Origin of the sequence: Paenibacillus ilasis (genome assembly GCF_043195395.1) — a bacterium.
Taxonomy (GTDB): Bacteria; Bacillota; Bacilli; order Paenibacillales; family Paenibacillaceae; genus Paenibacillus_AQ; species Paenibacillus_AQ lautus.
The window spans coordinates 700,132-713,237 of sequence record NZ_JBHDJG010000002.1; the positions used below are offsets into that span (position 1 = coordinate 700,132).

The window sequence follows — 13,106 nt, forward strand, 5'->3', positions numbered from 1 at the left end:
AAAACAGGGTGAAAAAGCAATCGTTTTTCAAAATAAAAAAAATCGTGTAAGAATTCCTGACAAATTTTAAGTCAAATCTTGTTGTCTCTGCTAAGATCGGCTCATGAATCCAATCACACAAACTAGCGGAGGAGTGAACGAGGGTGGCTACAAAAGAACAACCAAAAGAGATGACCCGGAGGCAATTTCTGACGACTGTTGGCAAGGTGGGCGGCTCTGTCGCTGTCTTCAGCTTGATGGGTACGATGGGGCTCCTTACGCCGGAAACGTTGAAAGCAGCGGAATATACGCCTCCCGGGAAAGATGACCTGAACTTAAGCGGCCGGGGCGGCAAGAAGATTATTATTCTTGGCGCAGGGATTGCGGGGCTGACGGCAGCGTATGAGCTTGGTCTTGCAGGTTACGACTGTACGATATTGGAAGCGAAAAGCTTCGCCGGTGGGCGCAACTGGACGATCCGCAAAGGAACCTCCGTGGCGGAGATCGGATCCGGCCGTCAGACGTCCCGCTTTGATAACGGACTGTATTTCAATGCAGGCCCGATGCGGATTCCGCAGTTTCACGTCACGCTGGATTATTGCAAGAAGTTTGGCGTAGCTATCGAGCCATTCAACAATGTGAATGAGAGCGGTTATTACTATAACGAGAACGTGGGGGCTTTATCGGGGCAGCGCGTCCCCAAGCGTGCAGCCAAAGCCGACGTGCGCGGTTACGTGGCCGAGATGCTGGCTAAAGCCGTGAATCAAAATGCGCTGGATCTACCGTTGACGGCGGAAGAGAAGCTGAAGCTGGTCGATTATCTGAAGGCCGAAGGAGATCTGAATCCGGACCTGTTCTATAAGGGTTCGGAGCGCGGCGGATATAAGGATGAACCGGGAAGCCGCCTGGATGCGGGTGTGCTCCGGGATCCGTTCGATTTGAAGGCGATCATCAATTCCGGTTTCGGGAAATATTTCAGCAACGAATACGGTTACGACCAGCAGATGATGATGTTTCATCCCGTAGGCGGCATGGACGCCATCGTTAAGGCATTTGAGAAACGGGTAGGCAGCCGGATCAAGTACCGGGCCGAGGTGAAGGAAATTCGCCAGTCTACCTCTGGTGTGCGGATTGTGTACACGGACGGCCATTCCGGCAGAGAGCAGGAAATCCGCGGCGATTACTGTATCTGCACCATACCGCTGACGGTGCTGAAGAAGATCCCGGCCGACTTCTCGCCGGAGATGTCCAAAGCGATCAGCAGCGTCGGCTACGCCTCCGCCGGTAAAATCGGTTTGCAGTTCAAGCGGCGCTTCTGGGAAGAGGACGAGTATTTGTACGGCGGCAGCAGTTTGACGAATATGGACATCACGCAAATCTACTATCCGCCGACAGATTATTTTGGGAAGAAGGGGATCCTGCTTGGTTATTATGCGTACGGAGGCACTGCTGATAAACTCGGCGGCATGTCGTATGCCGAGCGCGAGAAATTGGCGTTGACGCAGGGGGCCAAAATCCATCCGCAGTATCCGAAGGAGTTCGAGGCATCCTTCTCGATCGACTGGAAGAAGACCAAATACCAGGAGGGGGGCTGGGTATCCTATTCCACCAATGATAGGAAAACCTACTACCCTACCCTCTGCAAGCCGGATAACCGCATTTACCTGGCAGGGGAGCACATCAGCTACATTACGGCCTGGCAGGCTGGCGCCATTGAGTCCGCCCGCGAGGTCGTAACCGATATCCATCAGCGCGTGATGAAAGCATAAATAGAAGGGAGACAACTCCAATGAAAAATAAAATGAAGACAATCCTGGCGCTGGCCATGCTGTTCAGTGCCGTGAGCGTGACCGCATATGCGGATAACGCTTCTGCCCATAAGAAGCCGCCCAAAGCCATACCCTCCCCAAAATTTTACGGCAGTCCTACCTCCTCTATTTCCAGCGGGGTTATCGTACCCGAGGGAGCTTCCTATCTCTTTACAAGCGGGACGGTTCCGCCCTTACTGAACAAGGATGGCAAGACGGTTTATGAGCGCTATGGCGATACGAAAACCCAGGGGATCGGCATCTTGAAAGAAATCGAGAAGCAGCTGAAGGAGCAGGGACTGACAATGAAAGATGTCGTTTATTTGAGAGTGTACCTGACCCCGGATGCAGCCAAGAACGGAACCTTTGATTATACCGGTTGGTTTGATGCTTACGCCCAATTTTTCAATACGAAGGAGAATCCCATTAAGCCTGCGCGTTCCACCGTGGGAGTAGCCAGCCTCGTGAACGCTGATTGGTTGATTGAGATTGAAGCCGTCGCCGTGTACCCAAGCAAGGATAAGAAGAAGTAAGTTGTTATGATTCCATGAAACGAGCCGATCCAAAGCGGCTCGTTTCCAAAAAGCACAGTCACCATCACTTATTAAAGGAGTTGGGTCCTTATGTTCCAAAATGTCGGCTTTGTCGGATTGATGATGATTTTGATTGTCGTGCTCATTCTGTTCGGGCCTTCCAAGCTGCCGGAGCTTGGCCGGGCGGTGGGCCGCACGTTATCTGAATTCAAAGCTTCCGCAAGAGAGCTGGTTGGGGAAGATAAAGAGGAGGAAAAGGACAAGGAGAGGGAAAGGGAAGGGGCGGTCATCAAACTGAAGGGATGATGTGGCAGTTTTTGTTTCTTGGGATAGGAAAGAAATGGGATATTCATGCGGAAGTAAAGGGCCCCCGTGGATCTATTGAGATCTATGGGGGCGCTTTTTTGAATGCTGATCTTTGGGGAGCGGTTCAAGATTGAACATCGTGATGAATCGTTTGCCAGGATTCAGAAAAACTCCTGAGGGGTATACACAAGTACAGGCAATTCTACATTTCATCATTCATTACTCTAAGAGGAGCTGATATTTATGGATAGCAACGTATTTAAAGGGAAATGGAAACAGATGAAGGGTGAAGCGAAGAAGCAATGGGGCAAATTGACGGATGACGATCTTGATGTGATCGACGGCGAGAAAGATAAATTGGTTGGCAAGCTGCAGGAACGTTATGGGCACACGAAGGATGCGGCGGAGCGTGAATATACGGATTGGAGTACAAGATACCGCGACTAGTCCATAAGACGATAAGGGAGGCAGAACGAATCATGTTGGAATCCCGGGTTGTGACCGGCAAGGTGATCGATATTCGTGACGGCAAGGTGTTTACCTTACACGGAGACATGGTCAGCACCTATCATTTGGGATACTATGAGATGATGAATGAGGAATTTCTCCCTGTCTCGGACAGTCAGCAGGCGGCAGCGCCCACCGCGGGCCTCATGGCGGAGGAAACTGCCGAATCCTCCGGCTGGCTCCGCAGAGAGTGGAAACCGCTGACCAGTTTCATAACCGCTTGGAGAAAGAGTGCAAATCGAGCCTGATTTGCACTCTTTTTTTGTCTTTTTAGGCGTGGTTGTCCAGATCATGCGCCATGAGAAATTCATGTGAGTTTTATATTTAGAAAGTCATATTGACTTGGGTCCGATGCGGTGTAGAATGAGGTCAAAAGGAATCATGAACGGAGGGTGGATTTGAGGTGGGAATGGTTGCACTCGTAGTTGGGGCCACGGGGCTTGTGGGGCGTATGGTAACCGAAGAACTGCTGGGCCGCGAGGAGCTTGAAGAGGTTCGCGTGCTGGTACGAAGTCTTCCTGATATTGCGCATCCCCAGCTGAAGCCCATCCTGGTGGAATGGGATCGGCTGGATCGGTACAGCGAAGCTTTTTCCGGCGTCCATAGCGTGTACTGCTGCTTGGGAACAACGATCAAAAAGGCCGGTTCCCAGCAGCAGTTCCGCAAAGTGGATGTGGATTATGTCATCAAGGCAGCCGAGTTGGCTAAGCGGCACGGGGTGAGACAATTTATGGCGGTCAGTTCTGCGGGCGCCGATCCGAAGGTGCGTAATTTCTATCTTCGGACCAAGGGAGAGGTTGAAGAAAAGCTGGCCGGGATCGGTTTTCGGGGGCTGCATCTGTTCAGACCGTCATTATTGCTGGGCGAGCGGCCCGAGCGGCGGTTTGGAGAACGGATGGCATCGGTTCTCATGACTTCCCTCGACTTTGCATTCAAAGGTCCGAAGCTGGCTCCATACCGGGCCATACCCGCGCGGAAAGTAGCCAAGTCGATGGTGAATATCGGCTTAACGGATATGAAAGGCCACCATGTATACACCAATGAAGTCATCCATGTTCTCGGCAAGGCCGCCGATTAAATTTGCCAGAGTACCCGTAGCAGATTACAATGTACACAGATAGGAATACATAGAAAGGGTGACATATCATGAGTAAACATATCATATCGACCAACAAAGCCCCGGGAGCCATCGGACCTTACAGCCAAGCTGTTGAAATCAACGGATTCGTATATACTTCAGGCCAGTTGGGCCTGAATCCGGAAACGGGCGAGTTCGGCGAGGGGGTTCAGGAGCAGGCGAAGCTGTCGCTCAACAACGTAAAGGCGATCCTTGAAGCTGCCGGGACAAGCCTGGATCACGTGGTGAAAACCACGGTATTCCTGAAGGATATGAACGATTTCGCGGTGGTCAACGAAGTCTACGGCAGCTTCTTCTCCGAGCCGTACCCTGCTCGCAGCGCCGTTGAGGTTGCTCGTTTGCCGAAGGACGGACTGGTTGAGATTGAAGTCATCGCCGTTAAGCAATAAGCGTTATTATCAGATGTTAAAAAGGAGCTTTGCCTGCTTTGGCAAAGCTCCTTTTTTATGCACTATGAAAATTGCGTATTGAAACTAATCTCCTGGATGAGCAAGAACTGTGCTTTTTGTTAAGACCCGGTTTAATACCGGGATCGTCTCCGATTGCGCGTAAAGAAGAGCCATATAGCATATACGAGCAGGACGATAGAGAGTACGAAGGCGGTCATTAAGATGCTGTCGGTCTCCCGATGCTCGGCCGCGATCGAGATGTAAGCCCAGGTGAAGACCAGCGGCACGATGCTGTCCCGGTAACGCTGGCCGATCAGTAAAGCGAGTAAAGCACCGATGCAGAGCAGCACAATCCCCAAAGTGGTCTCGCGCAGGCCGAAGAGGCTCCAGTCATTCTTCTGAAACACGATCCCGACATTGACAATAAAGGCAGGGCACACCCAGCCGATATATAGGCTGAACGGCAATTTCAGACAGAACTTCTCGCCTGACGTCGGATAGTCTATCGTATGCGTGCGGACATATAGAACCCACAGAGTTAACAGCAGTAACAACATCGCCACGACAGACCATTCAATGTACAAATAGTGCCATAATACAAGCCAAGCCATATTGAATACGCAGCTGACTATAAACCATGGCCCGATGGATCTTACGGAATCGCGGTTTCCGGTGTCACGACGCAGCTGGTAGATGACAAAAAAGAGCAGCAGCACATAGATGACGGACCATATGGAAAAGGCATAACCAGCGGGAGTGATCGCCGTATAATACATATCCGATATCTCCCCGGTTGTTCTGCCGCCTAGGGGCAGCATGCCTGATAACACATTCACGGTGATTACCCCGGCGAAAAACAGCAGATTCCACCAGCGGTACGGGTTGGTGCGGTACATACAATCTCCTCCTGATATCAGTCTGGAATATATAGAATATACCCAAAAGAATGAATATCAAGCCAGCGAACCGGGTAAAGGACGCTGGCCTTCCCCTCAACTCATATGCTTCTTGCGGTATTCGTTGGGCGTGAAACCCTCCATCTTTTTGAATACCTTACTGAAATATTTCTCGTCTTGGTAACCGACCATCTCCGCGATCTGGGCGATCCGGATCTGGGGATTGAGCAGCAGCGTTTTGGCTTTGTTGATTCGAATCCGCCCGAGAAAATCCGATAACGTCACGGCGAATTCCTGTTTGAATTTACGCGAAATGTACTCCCTGCTAAGAAAGAACTTCCCAGCAATTTGCTGAAGGGAAATCTCCTCATGATAGTGCTGCTCCAAATAGCGGGCAATGTCATGAATGATGTGGTTGTCCTTGGAATGGATCTGGGTAAGGACCCGGGATGCCGCATAAAGCCTTCCGCTGATCTGTTCGCGCCAGCGGTCCCAGCAGATCATTCCGTCCTCGCTGTAAGGAAGCGCGGAGGGGAGATCCTGCGAGATTTCAGCGTCTTCGACGGGTTCCTGCGTGCTTTTCACTTCATTTTCCGTCCAGTGATACTGGATCCAGTCCCACTCCGCATTCCACCTCACCAGATGCTCCGGCGATACGAGATCCCTCTCGCGTACATCCTGGAGCCACTCTTCCGTGGCTGTCTCAATGCGCTCCTTACTCCCGCTGAGTGCAGCCAGCTTGAATTTCTCCTCGTAGGAGGAGAGACGCAGGGTGCGCGAGCCTTCGCTTTCAACGGCACGTTCGCGATGGATGCGGCATTTGCCGGTTAATAAATTGCGGCTGCACAAGGCTTGGACGGCATTTAGATAAGCCTTCGGCAGATCATCGGGAAAGGCGCCTGCTTTGGCGGCACCGAAATGGCTCCGCCTGCGAAGGGTGGAGAAGAACCCGTCATTGATTCGTTCCAGCACGTCGTTAAAGGGAAGCCGCGGATTCCAACAGAGCAGAATGATTTCCCCGGGTTTGTCGATGTGTCGAAAGGCAACCCCCTGATCCATCAACAGCTCATTACAAATATTGATGAGCGTGAAGGAAAGCAGATGGCGCCTATTGCGGAATTTGGACAGCAAAGCTTCGTCAAATTGATCATCGCGCAGCACGGCAACGTTATAGGTCATGCCGATTACCGGCAGCGTCATCCGGTTCCGCAATTGAGAAACCACGCTGTCCCTGTTGCCGTAGCCGTTAACGAGATCCGAGAGCAGGCGGTCCATATAGAAAGGGGTCATCTGATTCATTTCGATATTCTGATTGGTTATCTGCTGCCGTTTCTCTTCCTCGAGCTGCCAGGTTTGAACCGCTTTGGCTAGCGCCTCGTTCAAGCTGTCCGGTTCAACGGGCTTGAGGATATAGTCAATGCCTCCCGAACGGATCGTATGACGCACATATTCAAAATCATCATATCCGCTAATGACGAGCACTTTAATATCCGGTTTCGTGGTATGCAGCCAGGTGAGCAGCTCCAGTCCGTTTTTGCGGGGCATTCGCATGTCGGTCATGACAATTTGCGGTTTGTTCTCCTCGATTAGTCGCACCGCTTCCTCCCCGTCAGCGGCCTGATCGATTTCCGTGATGCCATGCCGCTCCCAGTCTGCCAGAAGCCCTATTGCCTCCCGCACATGCTGTTCGTCATCTACGATCAATACTCTCATTCTACTGTTCACTCTCCCATGCGTTGATATCGAGCGTGACCCTGACGCCGTGAGGCACGACATTCTCTATTGTTAATCCAGCCTTGTTGTCGGAGTATAAGTTCAAACGCATCAATACGTTTAAGAGCCCGATCGAATCATTGCCGGCATCGTTTCGGTCAGGGTGACCGTAAGCGGTCGCTAGCTTGCTGCGAATCGAAGCAAGCTCTGCTTCTTCGATGGATGACCCGTTATTTTCAACGACGACGATCAAGCGGCGATCTTCCGAGATGCGGGAAGACATGGATATATGGCCGACGCCGGCGTGTGTATTCATGCCATGCTTGAAATAATTCTCAACAATCGGCTGCAGGATCATCTTCGGAACCGGAGCCGTAAGGCTCTCCGGATCCAAATCCCAAGTAATGTCCAGCTGGTCCCTGAACCGCTGCTTCTGCAGCTCAAGGTACAGCCGCACATGGTTGATCTCATCCTGCAGCGTTACTTTCCCCTCGCTGTTGCGCATATTGTAGCGCATCATATTCGCCAGCGAAGAGAGCAGGGAATAAATTCGCGGCACATTGTGCTGCAGGGCCAAGGTACCGATCGACTGGAGCGAATTGTATAGGAAATGCGGATCAATCTGGGCCTGGAGTGCCTTCAGCTGATTGGTCTTATTGGCGATTTCCAGCCGGTACTCACGCAGGATCAGGTTGTTGATGGTGTCCATCATGGTTCGGAAGCGGCGGGAAAGAATCCCGATCTCATCCGGGCTTGTAACGTCAATATCCACGTCAAGCCGCCCGGTTTTCACCTGATTCATATAGCTTGTGAGTTGTTTAATGGGTCTTGTAATTCGAATGGATATCCATAGGGTGCCAAATATGACAATGAACAGTGCTAATATCGCAATAATCGCGTTAATACTCGTTAGTTCTGTCGAATGTTTGTACAGCGTTTGATGCGGGATTTGTTTGACAAGCGTCCAAGGAGCGTAAGGCAAATCGAGCTTCTCGTAAACGATCATCGCGTCTTCGCCATCGTAATATCCATTATCCGCTTGAGCGATTTCGCCCATTAGCACAGGGTCGTCCAGACGTTGCCCTCTCTGCTGCGGATCCGGACCATAGATGATGCTTCCCTTGTCATCAATCAAGTATAGCTGTTCTTCCCCTTTAGCATACAGTTGGTCGCAAATGGCCAAAATACTGTCAAGCTTCACATCGATCGCCATAAGGGCATATTGGTCGGGTGACGGCACGTTGGTGATGGATCGATAGAAGGTGAAAACTTCAAAATTCAAAATGTCCGCAGGCCGCGGAGGGAACCCGTAACTGTGCACCTGATGGACGGGCTCGATGGCCGTATTGCCCGGGCCGAATTCTTCTATTTTACGGTAGGGCGCCTGACGGAATTCCCTGCGAGGGAGATTACTAGATATCTGGGTGGACTGTCCCGTTAAATTATTATGCAGATAAATTTGATGCACGTCCTGCGTGCCCGTTTGAATGGCCTGCAAGGTCGTATACAGCTCGGCCACAACCCGGTGATTATCGGGATCTAAGGCAAGATTGCGCAGAAAATGGGGATCGGAATATACGGACAGGGAGGCGCGGTCGATGCCGCGCAAATAGTTCATCAGATTGGTGGCTCCCTGATAAATCAACCGAATATTTTCATCCACCGTCTGCTCCTTCACGGACTCGCGGGTATGCGTAAACGTAATGAACAGCGAGAGCAGGAGCGGAATGGTTGTGACAGCGAGCATGAACGTGATCAGCCGGGTCTGGATGCTGCGGTACTTCATGTAGGATCACCCCCTGGATTATCGAATTTGCAGAAGCGCGTATGGTCAATATTTTACACCTAACGGTTCATGATTCTCCGTGTTTATTGTTTACAGGTTACCGCATAATGGCTGTACATCATACAACAACTTAACGAAAAGGGGAGATCAAGGGATGAATCGAAAAAAATCTTCGGCGCTGCTGCAGCAGTTTCTTTTCGTGGGACCCTCCACTATTTTTTTCATCCTGATCATGATCATTCCGTTCCTTCTGGGTCTTTATTATTCCTTCACGAACTGGAATGGCGTGTCAAGCAAAATCGACTTTGTCGGCTTTGATAATTTTGTTACCATTTTTACCAATGATGATAAATTCCGTGATGCCTTCTGGTTCACAACCCGGTTTACGGTGCTTGGGGTCATCCTGACGAATCTGCTCGGATTTTTACTGGCATACTTCCTGACCAAGCCGCTTAAGACGCGGAACGTGCTCCGGACGATCTTCTTCATGCCAAACGTCATCGGCGGCTTGCTGCTCGGCTTCATCTGGCAATTTATTTTTGTCAAAGGATTCGCGGCGATTGGCAATGCCACAAACCTGGGATTCTTTAACCTGCCGTGGCTCGGCACGAAGGGAACTGCCTTTTGGGCAATTGTAATCGTTTTCGTATGGCAGACGGCCGGTTACCTGATGGTCATCTACATCTCCTCGCTCAACAACGTGCCGAGGGATATTCTTGAGGCAGCCGAAATCGACGGCGCGAGCAGAGGACAGGTACTGCGGTCCATTATTATACCGCTTGTCATGCCGGCGGTTACGGTATGTTTGTTCCTGGCGATTTCCTGGTCCTTCAAAATGTTCGACTTGAACCTTTCCCTGACCAAAGGCGGACCGTTCGGCTCCACAGAGTCGGTGGCCATGAATATTTACAACGAGGCTTATACGAATAACCGTCTCGGACTCGGAACGGCGAAGGCAGTCATCTTTTTCATCGTGGTTGCCATCATAACAAGTCTGCAGGTTCGATTCACGAAGAGCAAGGAGGTTGAAGCGTAATGGAGACCACGAGAAAATACCGGCTGAACACCATGGCCACCGAGATCATCATGATCATCGTAGCGTTGCTCTTCCTGGTCCCGTTCTACTTCCTGTTCGTGAACTCCGTGAAAACCTTCGGCGATCTGTTGACGGACTCAGCAGGGCTTCCGACCACTCTTGAATGGAGCAACTATTCACGGGCGTGGGATATCACCAACTTTCCGCAGGCGTTCTGGAACTCGCTGGTCGTTACGGTTGCCAGCAATCTGCTGCTGGCGATGTTAAGTGCCATGACCGCTTACCAGATGGTTCGACGGAACACACGTTTTAACCAGATCATGTTTGCACTGTTTGTAGCGGCGATGGTCATTCCGTTCCAATCGATCATGATTCCGCTCGTGAAAGTGACGGCAACGCTTGGCATTAACAACAGCTTGTACGGGCTCATTATTTGTTACCTGGGCTTCGGGGTTCCGCTGAGCGTGTTCTTGTTCCATGGCTTCGTGAAATCGATTCCGATGGAGATCGAAGAAGCCGCAACCGTGGATGGATCCAGCGGCTACGGCGTATTTTTCCGGGTGGTATTCCCGCTGATGAAGCCGATGTTCGTTACGGTCATTATTCTGAACACTTTGTGGATCTGGAATGACTATCTGCTTCCATCCTTGATCCTGCAGTCCGCAGAGCTACGGACCATTCCAATTGCTACTTTTGCCTTTTTTGGGCAGTATACGAAGCAGTGGGATTTGGCTCTTCCAGCGCTGGTGCTGGGGATCATGCCGGTCATTATTTTCTTCCTGGCCATGCAGAAATACATCATTGAAGGCATTACGCAAGGAGCGGTGAAGGGGTAGCCGTCAAACGGTCAATTCCTTCCCCCTCAAAGATCAATATAATACCTGATTTAACGAAAATAGGTTGATTATACTGAAAAAGTAAACGCTATCAACGAATGCAGCACACGATGTTATAGAAGAAAAAAAGGGAGGATTCACAATGAAGAAATACGGTAAGCTGCTCCTGGTCATGGTTCTGGCGTTCTCCACGCTGCTTGCAGCCTGCGGCGGCAAAAATGAGGACAATCAAGGCGCTGATGGTGGCGCCGAAGGCGGAACGAAAACGATTAAGATTTTCCAATTTAAAGTCGAAATCGCCGAGGCTCTGAATAAACTGAAAGCCGAATACGAAAAAGAGCATCCCGGCATTAAGCTGGACATACAAACCGTTGGCGGCGGCTCTGATTACGGCGCGGCGCTGAAAGCGAAGTTCGCTTCCGGCGATGAGCCGGACATTTTCAACGTTGGCGGATATCGCGATCTCGAAACGTGGTTCGAGAATGTCGAGGATCTGTCGGACCAGCCATGGGTGAAGGACGTTGTTGACGTTGCCAAAGAGCCTATGACCAAAGACGGTAAACTGTACGGACAACCGATGACCATCGAGGGTTATGGATTTATTTATAACAAAGACTTGTTTGAGAAGGCAGGAATTACCGAGCTTCCTAAGACACTCACGGAGCTTGAGGAAGCAGCCAAAAAACTGCAAGCGGCCGGCATTACGCCATTCGTGAACGGATACCAAGAGACCTGGATTTTGGCCAACCACTTGCTGAACATTCCATTCGCCCATCAAGAAGATCCGGATGCATTTGTCAAAGGAATGAATGAAGGCACGGAGAAACTGGTAGGCAACGCGAAATTCGACGAATGGATGAGACTGTTCGACCTTACCGTTCAATACGGGCAGAAGAACCCGCTGACGACGGATTACAACACGGAAATCACGACCTTTGCCAGCGGTGAAGCGGCCATGACCCAGAACGGGAACTGGACGCAAGTGCAAATCGACGGCATCAATCCGGATCTGAACATCGGCCTTCTGCCAATGCCGATCAATGACAATGCCGAAGAGAATGACAAGCTTCCGATCGGCGTGCCAAACAACTGGGTCGTGAACAACAAATCGAAGGTGAAGGATGAAGCCAAGGAATTCTTGAACTGGCTTGTCACTTCGGAGACCGGTAAACGTTATATTACGGAAGAGTTCAAGTTCATCCCGGCACTGACCAGCATCGAAGCGAACAGCGAGACGCTTGGCGACCTGGGCAACGATGTCATGAAATACAGTAAAGAGAACAAAGCGCTTAGCTGGGAGTTCAACAAATTCCCTGACGGCGGCATGAATGAATTCGGCAGTCAGATGCAAGGTTATGTGGCTGGCAATGTGGACAAGAACCAATTGTTCGAAGGCATTCAGAAATCATGGGAAAGCTTGAAGGCGAAGTAAGCACGAGAGTGGCGCTATATAGCTATACCTTCGAAATGATCCATTGACGTGAATAGAGGCTGTCCCCAAGTATATTGTCTCTTGAAAAACAGCCTGGATTTTCATTCATGCATCATAAAAGGTCGAAGACAGACTCATTTAGAGCGCTGGTCTTCGACCTTTTTGCTTCTTGTTGCAACATACTTCAGTTTTGAGGACACCGTCTTTATCATTGATAAGCATGAACCTCGTGGCTAAAGGGAGAAGAAGAATCGGAGCATGGTCACCATTAATAATGATTGCGGATTAGCAAATAAATAATCAGACCGACAACAGGGAAGAACAACAAGCCCAGCACAACCAGAATCGCAAATTCGGGGCTGCGGCCTTTTCGCCGGGCGTCATTATAACCCCATACGCAGACGGCAATGTGAAGAAGGAAGAAGAAAAGTCCCAGCAATAAAGTCAAAATCCCGATAACACCAACACCAACAAAACTCATAATGAAATACCCTCCCGAGCTCTAAATGTATGATCTACATACGGTCGATCGGCAGAAGGGTCGCAAAAAAACGAAAAGATTTGGAATTTTCCTGCTGGAGCAGCCGAAGATTGTATAAGAATACGGATATTTTATTAACCTATATAGGAGAATTCTGCAATACATAGATCACAACGAAATAGTAAATACATGGTATGATAAAGATTGACGTTATTTTGGCGTGGGAACGATTTCGCATCGTTTTGAAATGTTGAAGCTATCGTATA

Annotated in this window: 14 protein-coding genes; 10 read left to right on the forward strand and 4 right to left on the reverse strand. The window is 50.2% G+C overall.

Annotation, left to right across the window (positions count from 1 at the left end; translation table 11 throughout):
- The first annotated feature begins 143 nt into the window (after window positions 1–143).
- From ACETK5_RS23245 to ACETK5_RS23275, 7 genes are all read left to right on the forward strand, one after another.
- On the forward strand, window positions 144–1,748 hold the full coding sequence (locus ACETK5_RS23245; protein ID WP_394058123.1) for a flavin monoamine oxidase family protein: 1,605 nt from the start codon (window positions 144–146) through the stop codon (window positions 1,746–1,748).
- Between the two features lie 20 nt (window positions 1,749–1,768).
- Window positions 1,769–2,320 (forward strand): RidA family protein, encoded by a 552-nt coding sequence (locus tag ACETK5_RS23250; protein ID WP_100540056.1) that lies wholly within the window; start codon window positions 1,769–1,771, stop codon window positions 2,318–2,320.
- A gap of 90 nt (window positions 2,321–2,410) precedes the next feature.
- A complete protein-coding gene (locus tag ACETK5_RS23255) occupies window positions 2,411–2,626 on the forward strand; it encodes a twin-arginine translocase TatA/TatE family subunit (protein ID WP_012818889.1) in 216 nt (71 codons plus the stop codon).
- A 243-nt stretch (window positions 2,627–2,869) separates the two neighbouring features.
- Complete coding sequence (locus tag ACETK5_RS23260) at window positions 2,870–3,073, forward strand: CsbD family protein (RefSeq protein ID WP_100540057.1); 204 nt, start codon at window positions 2,870–2,872, stop codon at window positions 3,071–3,073.
- A gap of 32 nt (window positions 3,074–3,105) precedes the next feature.
- On the forward strand, window positions 3,106–3,381 hold the full coding sequence (locus ACETK5_RS23265) for a hypothetical protein (RefSeq protein ID WP_394058125.1): 276 nt from the start codon (window positions 3,106–3,108) through the stop codon (window positions 3,379–3,381).
- A gap of 155 nt (window positions 3,382–3,536) precedes the next feature.
- Window positions 3,537–4,211, forward strand: a complete 675-nt coding sequence (locus tag ACETK5_RS23270) for an NAD(P)H-binding protein (protein WP_394058127.1) — start codon at window positions 3,537–3,539, stop codon at window positions 4,209–4,211.
- A 68-nt stretch (window positions 4,212–4,279) separates the two neighbouring features.
- A complete protein-coding gene (locus tag ACETK5_RS23275) occupies window positions 4,280–4,660 on the forward strand; it encodes a RidA family protein (protein WP_100540060.1) in 381 nt (126 codons plus the stop codon).
- Between the two features lie 131 nt (window positions 4,661–4,791).
- On the opposite strand, the gene ACETK5_RS23280 is transcribed toward ACETK5_RS23275, so the two are convergent.
- From ACETK5_RS23280 to ACETK5_RS23290, 3 genes are all read right to left on the reverse strand, one after another.
- Window positions 4,792–5,556, reverse strand: coding sequence for a tryptophan-rich sensory protein (locus ACETK5_RS23280; protein WP_394058129.1), 765 nt, complete (start codon window positions 5,554–5,556; stop codon window positions 4,792–4,794).
- A 96-nt stretch (window positions 5,557–5,652) separates the two neighbouring features.
- Complete coding sequence (locus ACETK5_RS23285; protein WP_394058131.1) at window positions 5,653–7,269, reverse strand: response regulator; 1,617 nt, start codon at window positions 7,267–7,269, stop codon at window positions 5,653–5,655.
- A gap of 1 nt (window position 7,270) precedes the next feature.
- Window positions 7,271–9,055 (reverse strand): cache domain-containing sensor histidine kinase, encoded by a 1,785-nt coding sequence (locus ACETK5_RS23290; protein ID WP_394058133.1) that lies wholly within the window; start codon window positions 9,053–9,055, stop codon window positions 7,271–7,273.
- Between the two features lie 154 nt (window positions 9,056–9,209).
- Between ACETK5_RS23290 and ACETK5_RS23295 the strand changes: the two genes are divergently transcribed.
- From ACETK5_RS23295 to ACETK5_RS23305, 3 genes are all read left to right on the forward strand, one after another.
- Window positions 9,210–10,091 carry a carbohydrate ABC transporter permease gene (locus ACETK5_RS23295; protein WP_100540064.1) on the forward strand — a complete coding sequence of 294 codons (882 nt, stop codon included), beginning with the start codon at window positions 9,210–9,212 and terminating at the stop codon, window positions 10,089–10,091.
- Complete coding sequence (locus ACETK5_RS23300) at window positions 10,091–10,927, forward strand: carbohydrate ABC transporter permease (RefSeq protein WP_076326017.1); 837 nt, start codon at window positions 10,091–10,093, stop codon at window positions 10,925–10,927. Before ACETK5_RS23295 ends, ACETK5_RS23300 begins: the two co-directional genes overlap by 1 nt.
- A 142-nt stretch (window positions 10,928–11,069) precedes the next feature.
- Window positions 11,070–12,359, forward strand: coding sequence for an ABC transporter substrate-binding protein (locus tag ACETK5_RS23305; RefSeq protein ID WP_100540065.1), 1,290 nt, complete (start codon window positions 11,070–11,072; stop codon window positions 12,357–12,359).
- Window positions 12,360–12,627: 268 nt separating this feature from the next.
- Here the strand turns inward: ACETK5_RS23305 and ACETK5_RS23310 are convergent, their stop codons facing one another.
- Entirely contained in the window at window positions 12,628–12,840 is a 213-nt protein-coding gene (locus tag ACETK5_RS23310; RefSeq protein ID WP_100540066.1) for a PLDc N-terminal domain-containing protein, read from the reverse strand.
- Window positions 12,841–13,106 lie beyond the last annotated feature (266 nt).

Bases quoted from the DNA above. Each gene is read 5' to 3' on its own strand.
- ACETK5_RS23250 (WP_100540056.1), top strand. From the start codon at position 1,769: ATGAAAAATAAAATGAAGACAATCCTGGCGCTGGCCATGCTGTTCAGT.
- ACETK5_RS23255 (WP_012818889.1), top strand. From the start codon at position 2,411: ATGTTCCAAAATGTCGGCTTTGTCGGATTGATGATGATTTTGATTGTC.
- ACETK5_RS23260 (WP_100540057.1), top strand. From the start codon at position 2,870: ATGGATAGCAACGTATTTAAAGGGAAATGGAAACAGATGAAGGGTGAA.
- ACETK5_RS23265 (WP_394058125.1), top strand. From the start codon at position 3,106: ATGTTGGAATCCCGGGTTGTGACCGGCAAGGTGATCGATATTCGTGAC.
- ACETK5_RS23275 (WP_100540060.1), top strand. From the start codon at position 4,280: ATGAGTAAACATATCATATCGACCAACAAAGCCCCGGGAGCCATCGGA.
- ACETK5_RS23280 (WP_394058129.1), bottom strand. From the start codon at position 5,556: ATGTACCGCACCAACCCGTACCGCTGGTGGAATCTGCTGTTTTTCGCC.
- ACETK5_RS23285 (WP_394058131.1), bottom strand. From the start codon at position 7,269: ATGAGAGTATTGATCGTAGATGACGAACAGCATGTGCGGGAGGCAATA.
- ACETK5_RS23290 (WP_394058133.1), bottom strand. From the start codon at position 9,055: ATGAAGTACCGCAGCATCCAGACCCGGCTGATCACGTTCATGCTCGCT.
- ACETK5_RS23295 (WP_100540064.1), top strand. From the start codon at position 9,210: ATGAATCGAAAAAAATCTTCGGCGCTGCTGCAGCAGTTTCTTTTCGTG.
- ACETK5_RS23300 (WP_076326017.1), top strand. From the start codon at position 10,091: ATGGAGACCACGAGAAAATACCGGCTGAACACCATGGCCACCGAGATC.
- ACETK5_RS23305 (WP_100540065.1), top strand. From the start codon at position 11,070: ATGAAGAAATACGGTAAGCTGCTCCTGGTCATGGTTCTGGCGTTCTCC.
- ACETK5_RS23310 (WP_100540066.1), bottom strand. From the start codon at position 12,840: ATGAGTTTTGTTGGTGTTGGTGTTATCGGGATTTTGACTTTATTGCTG.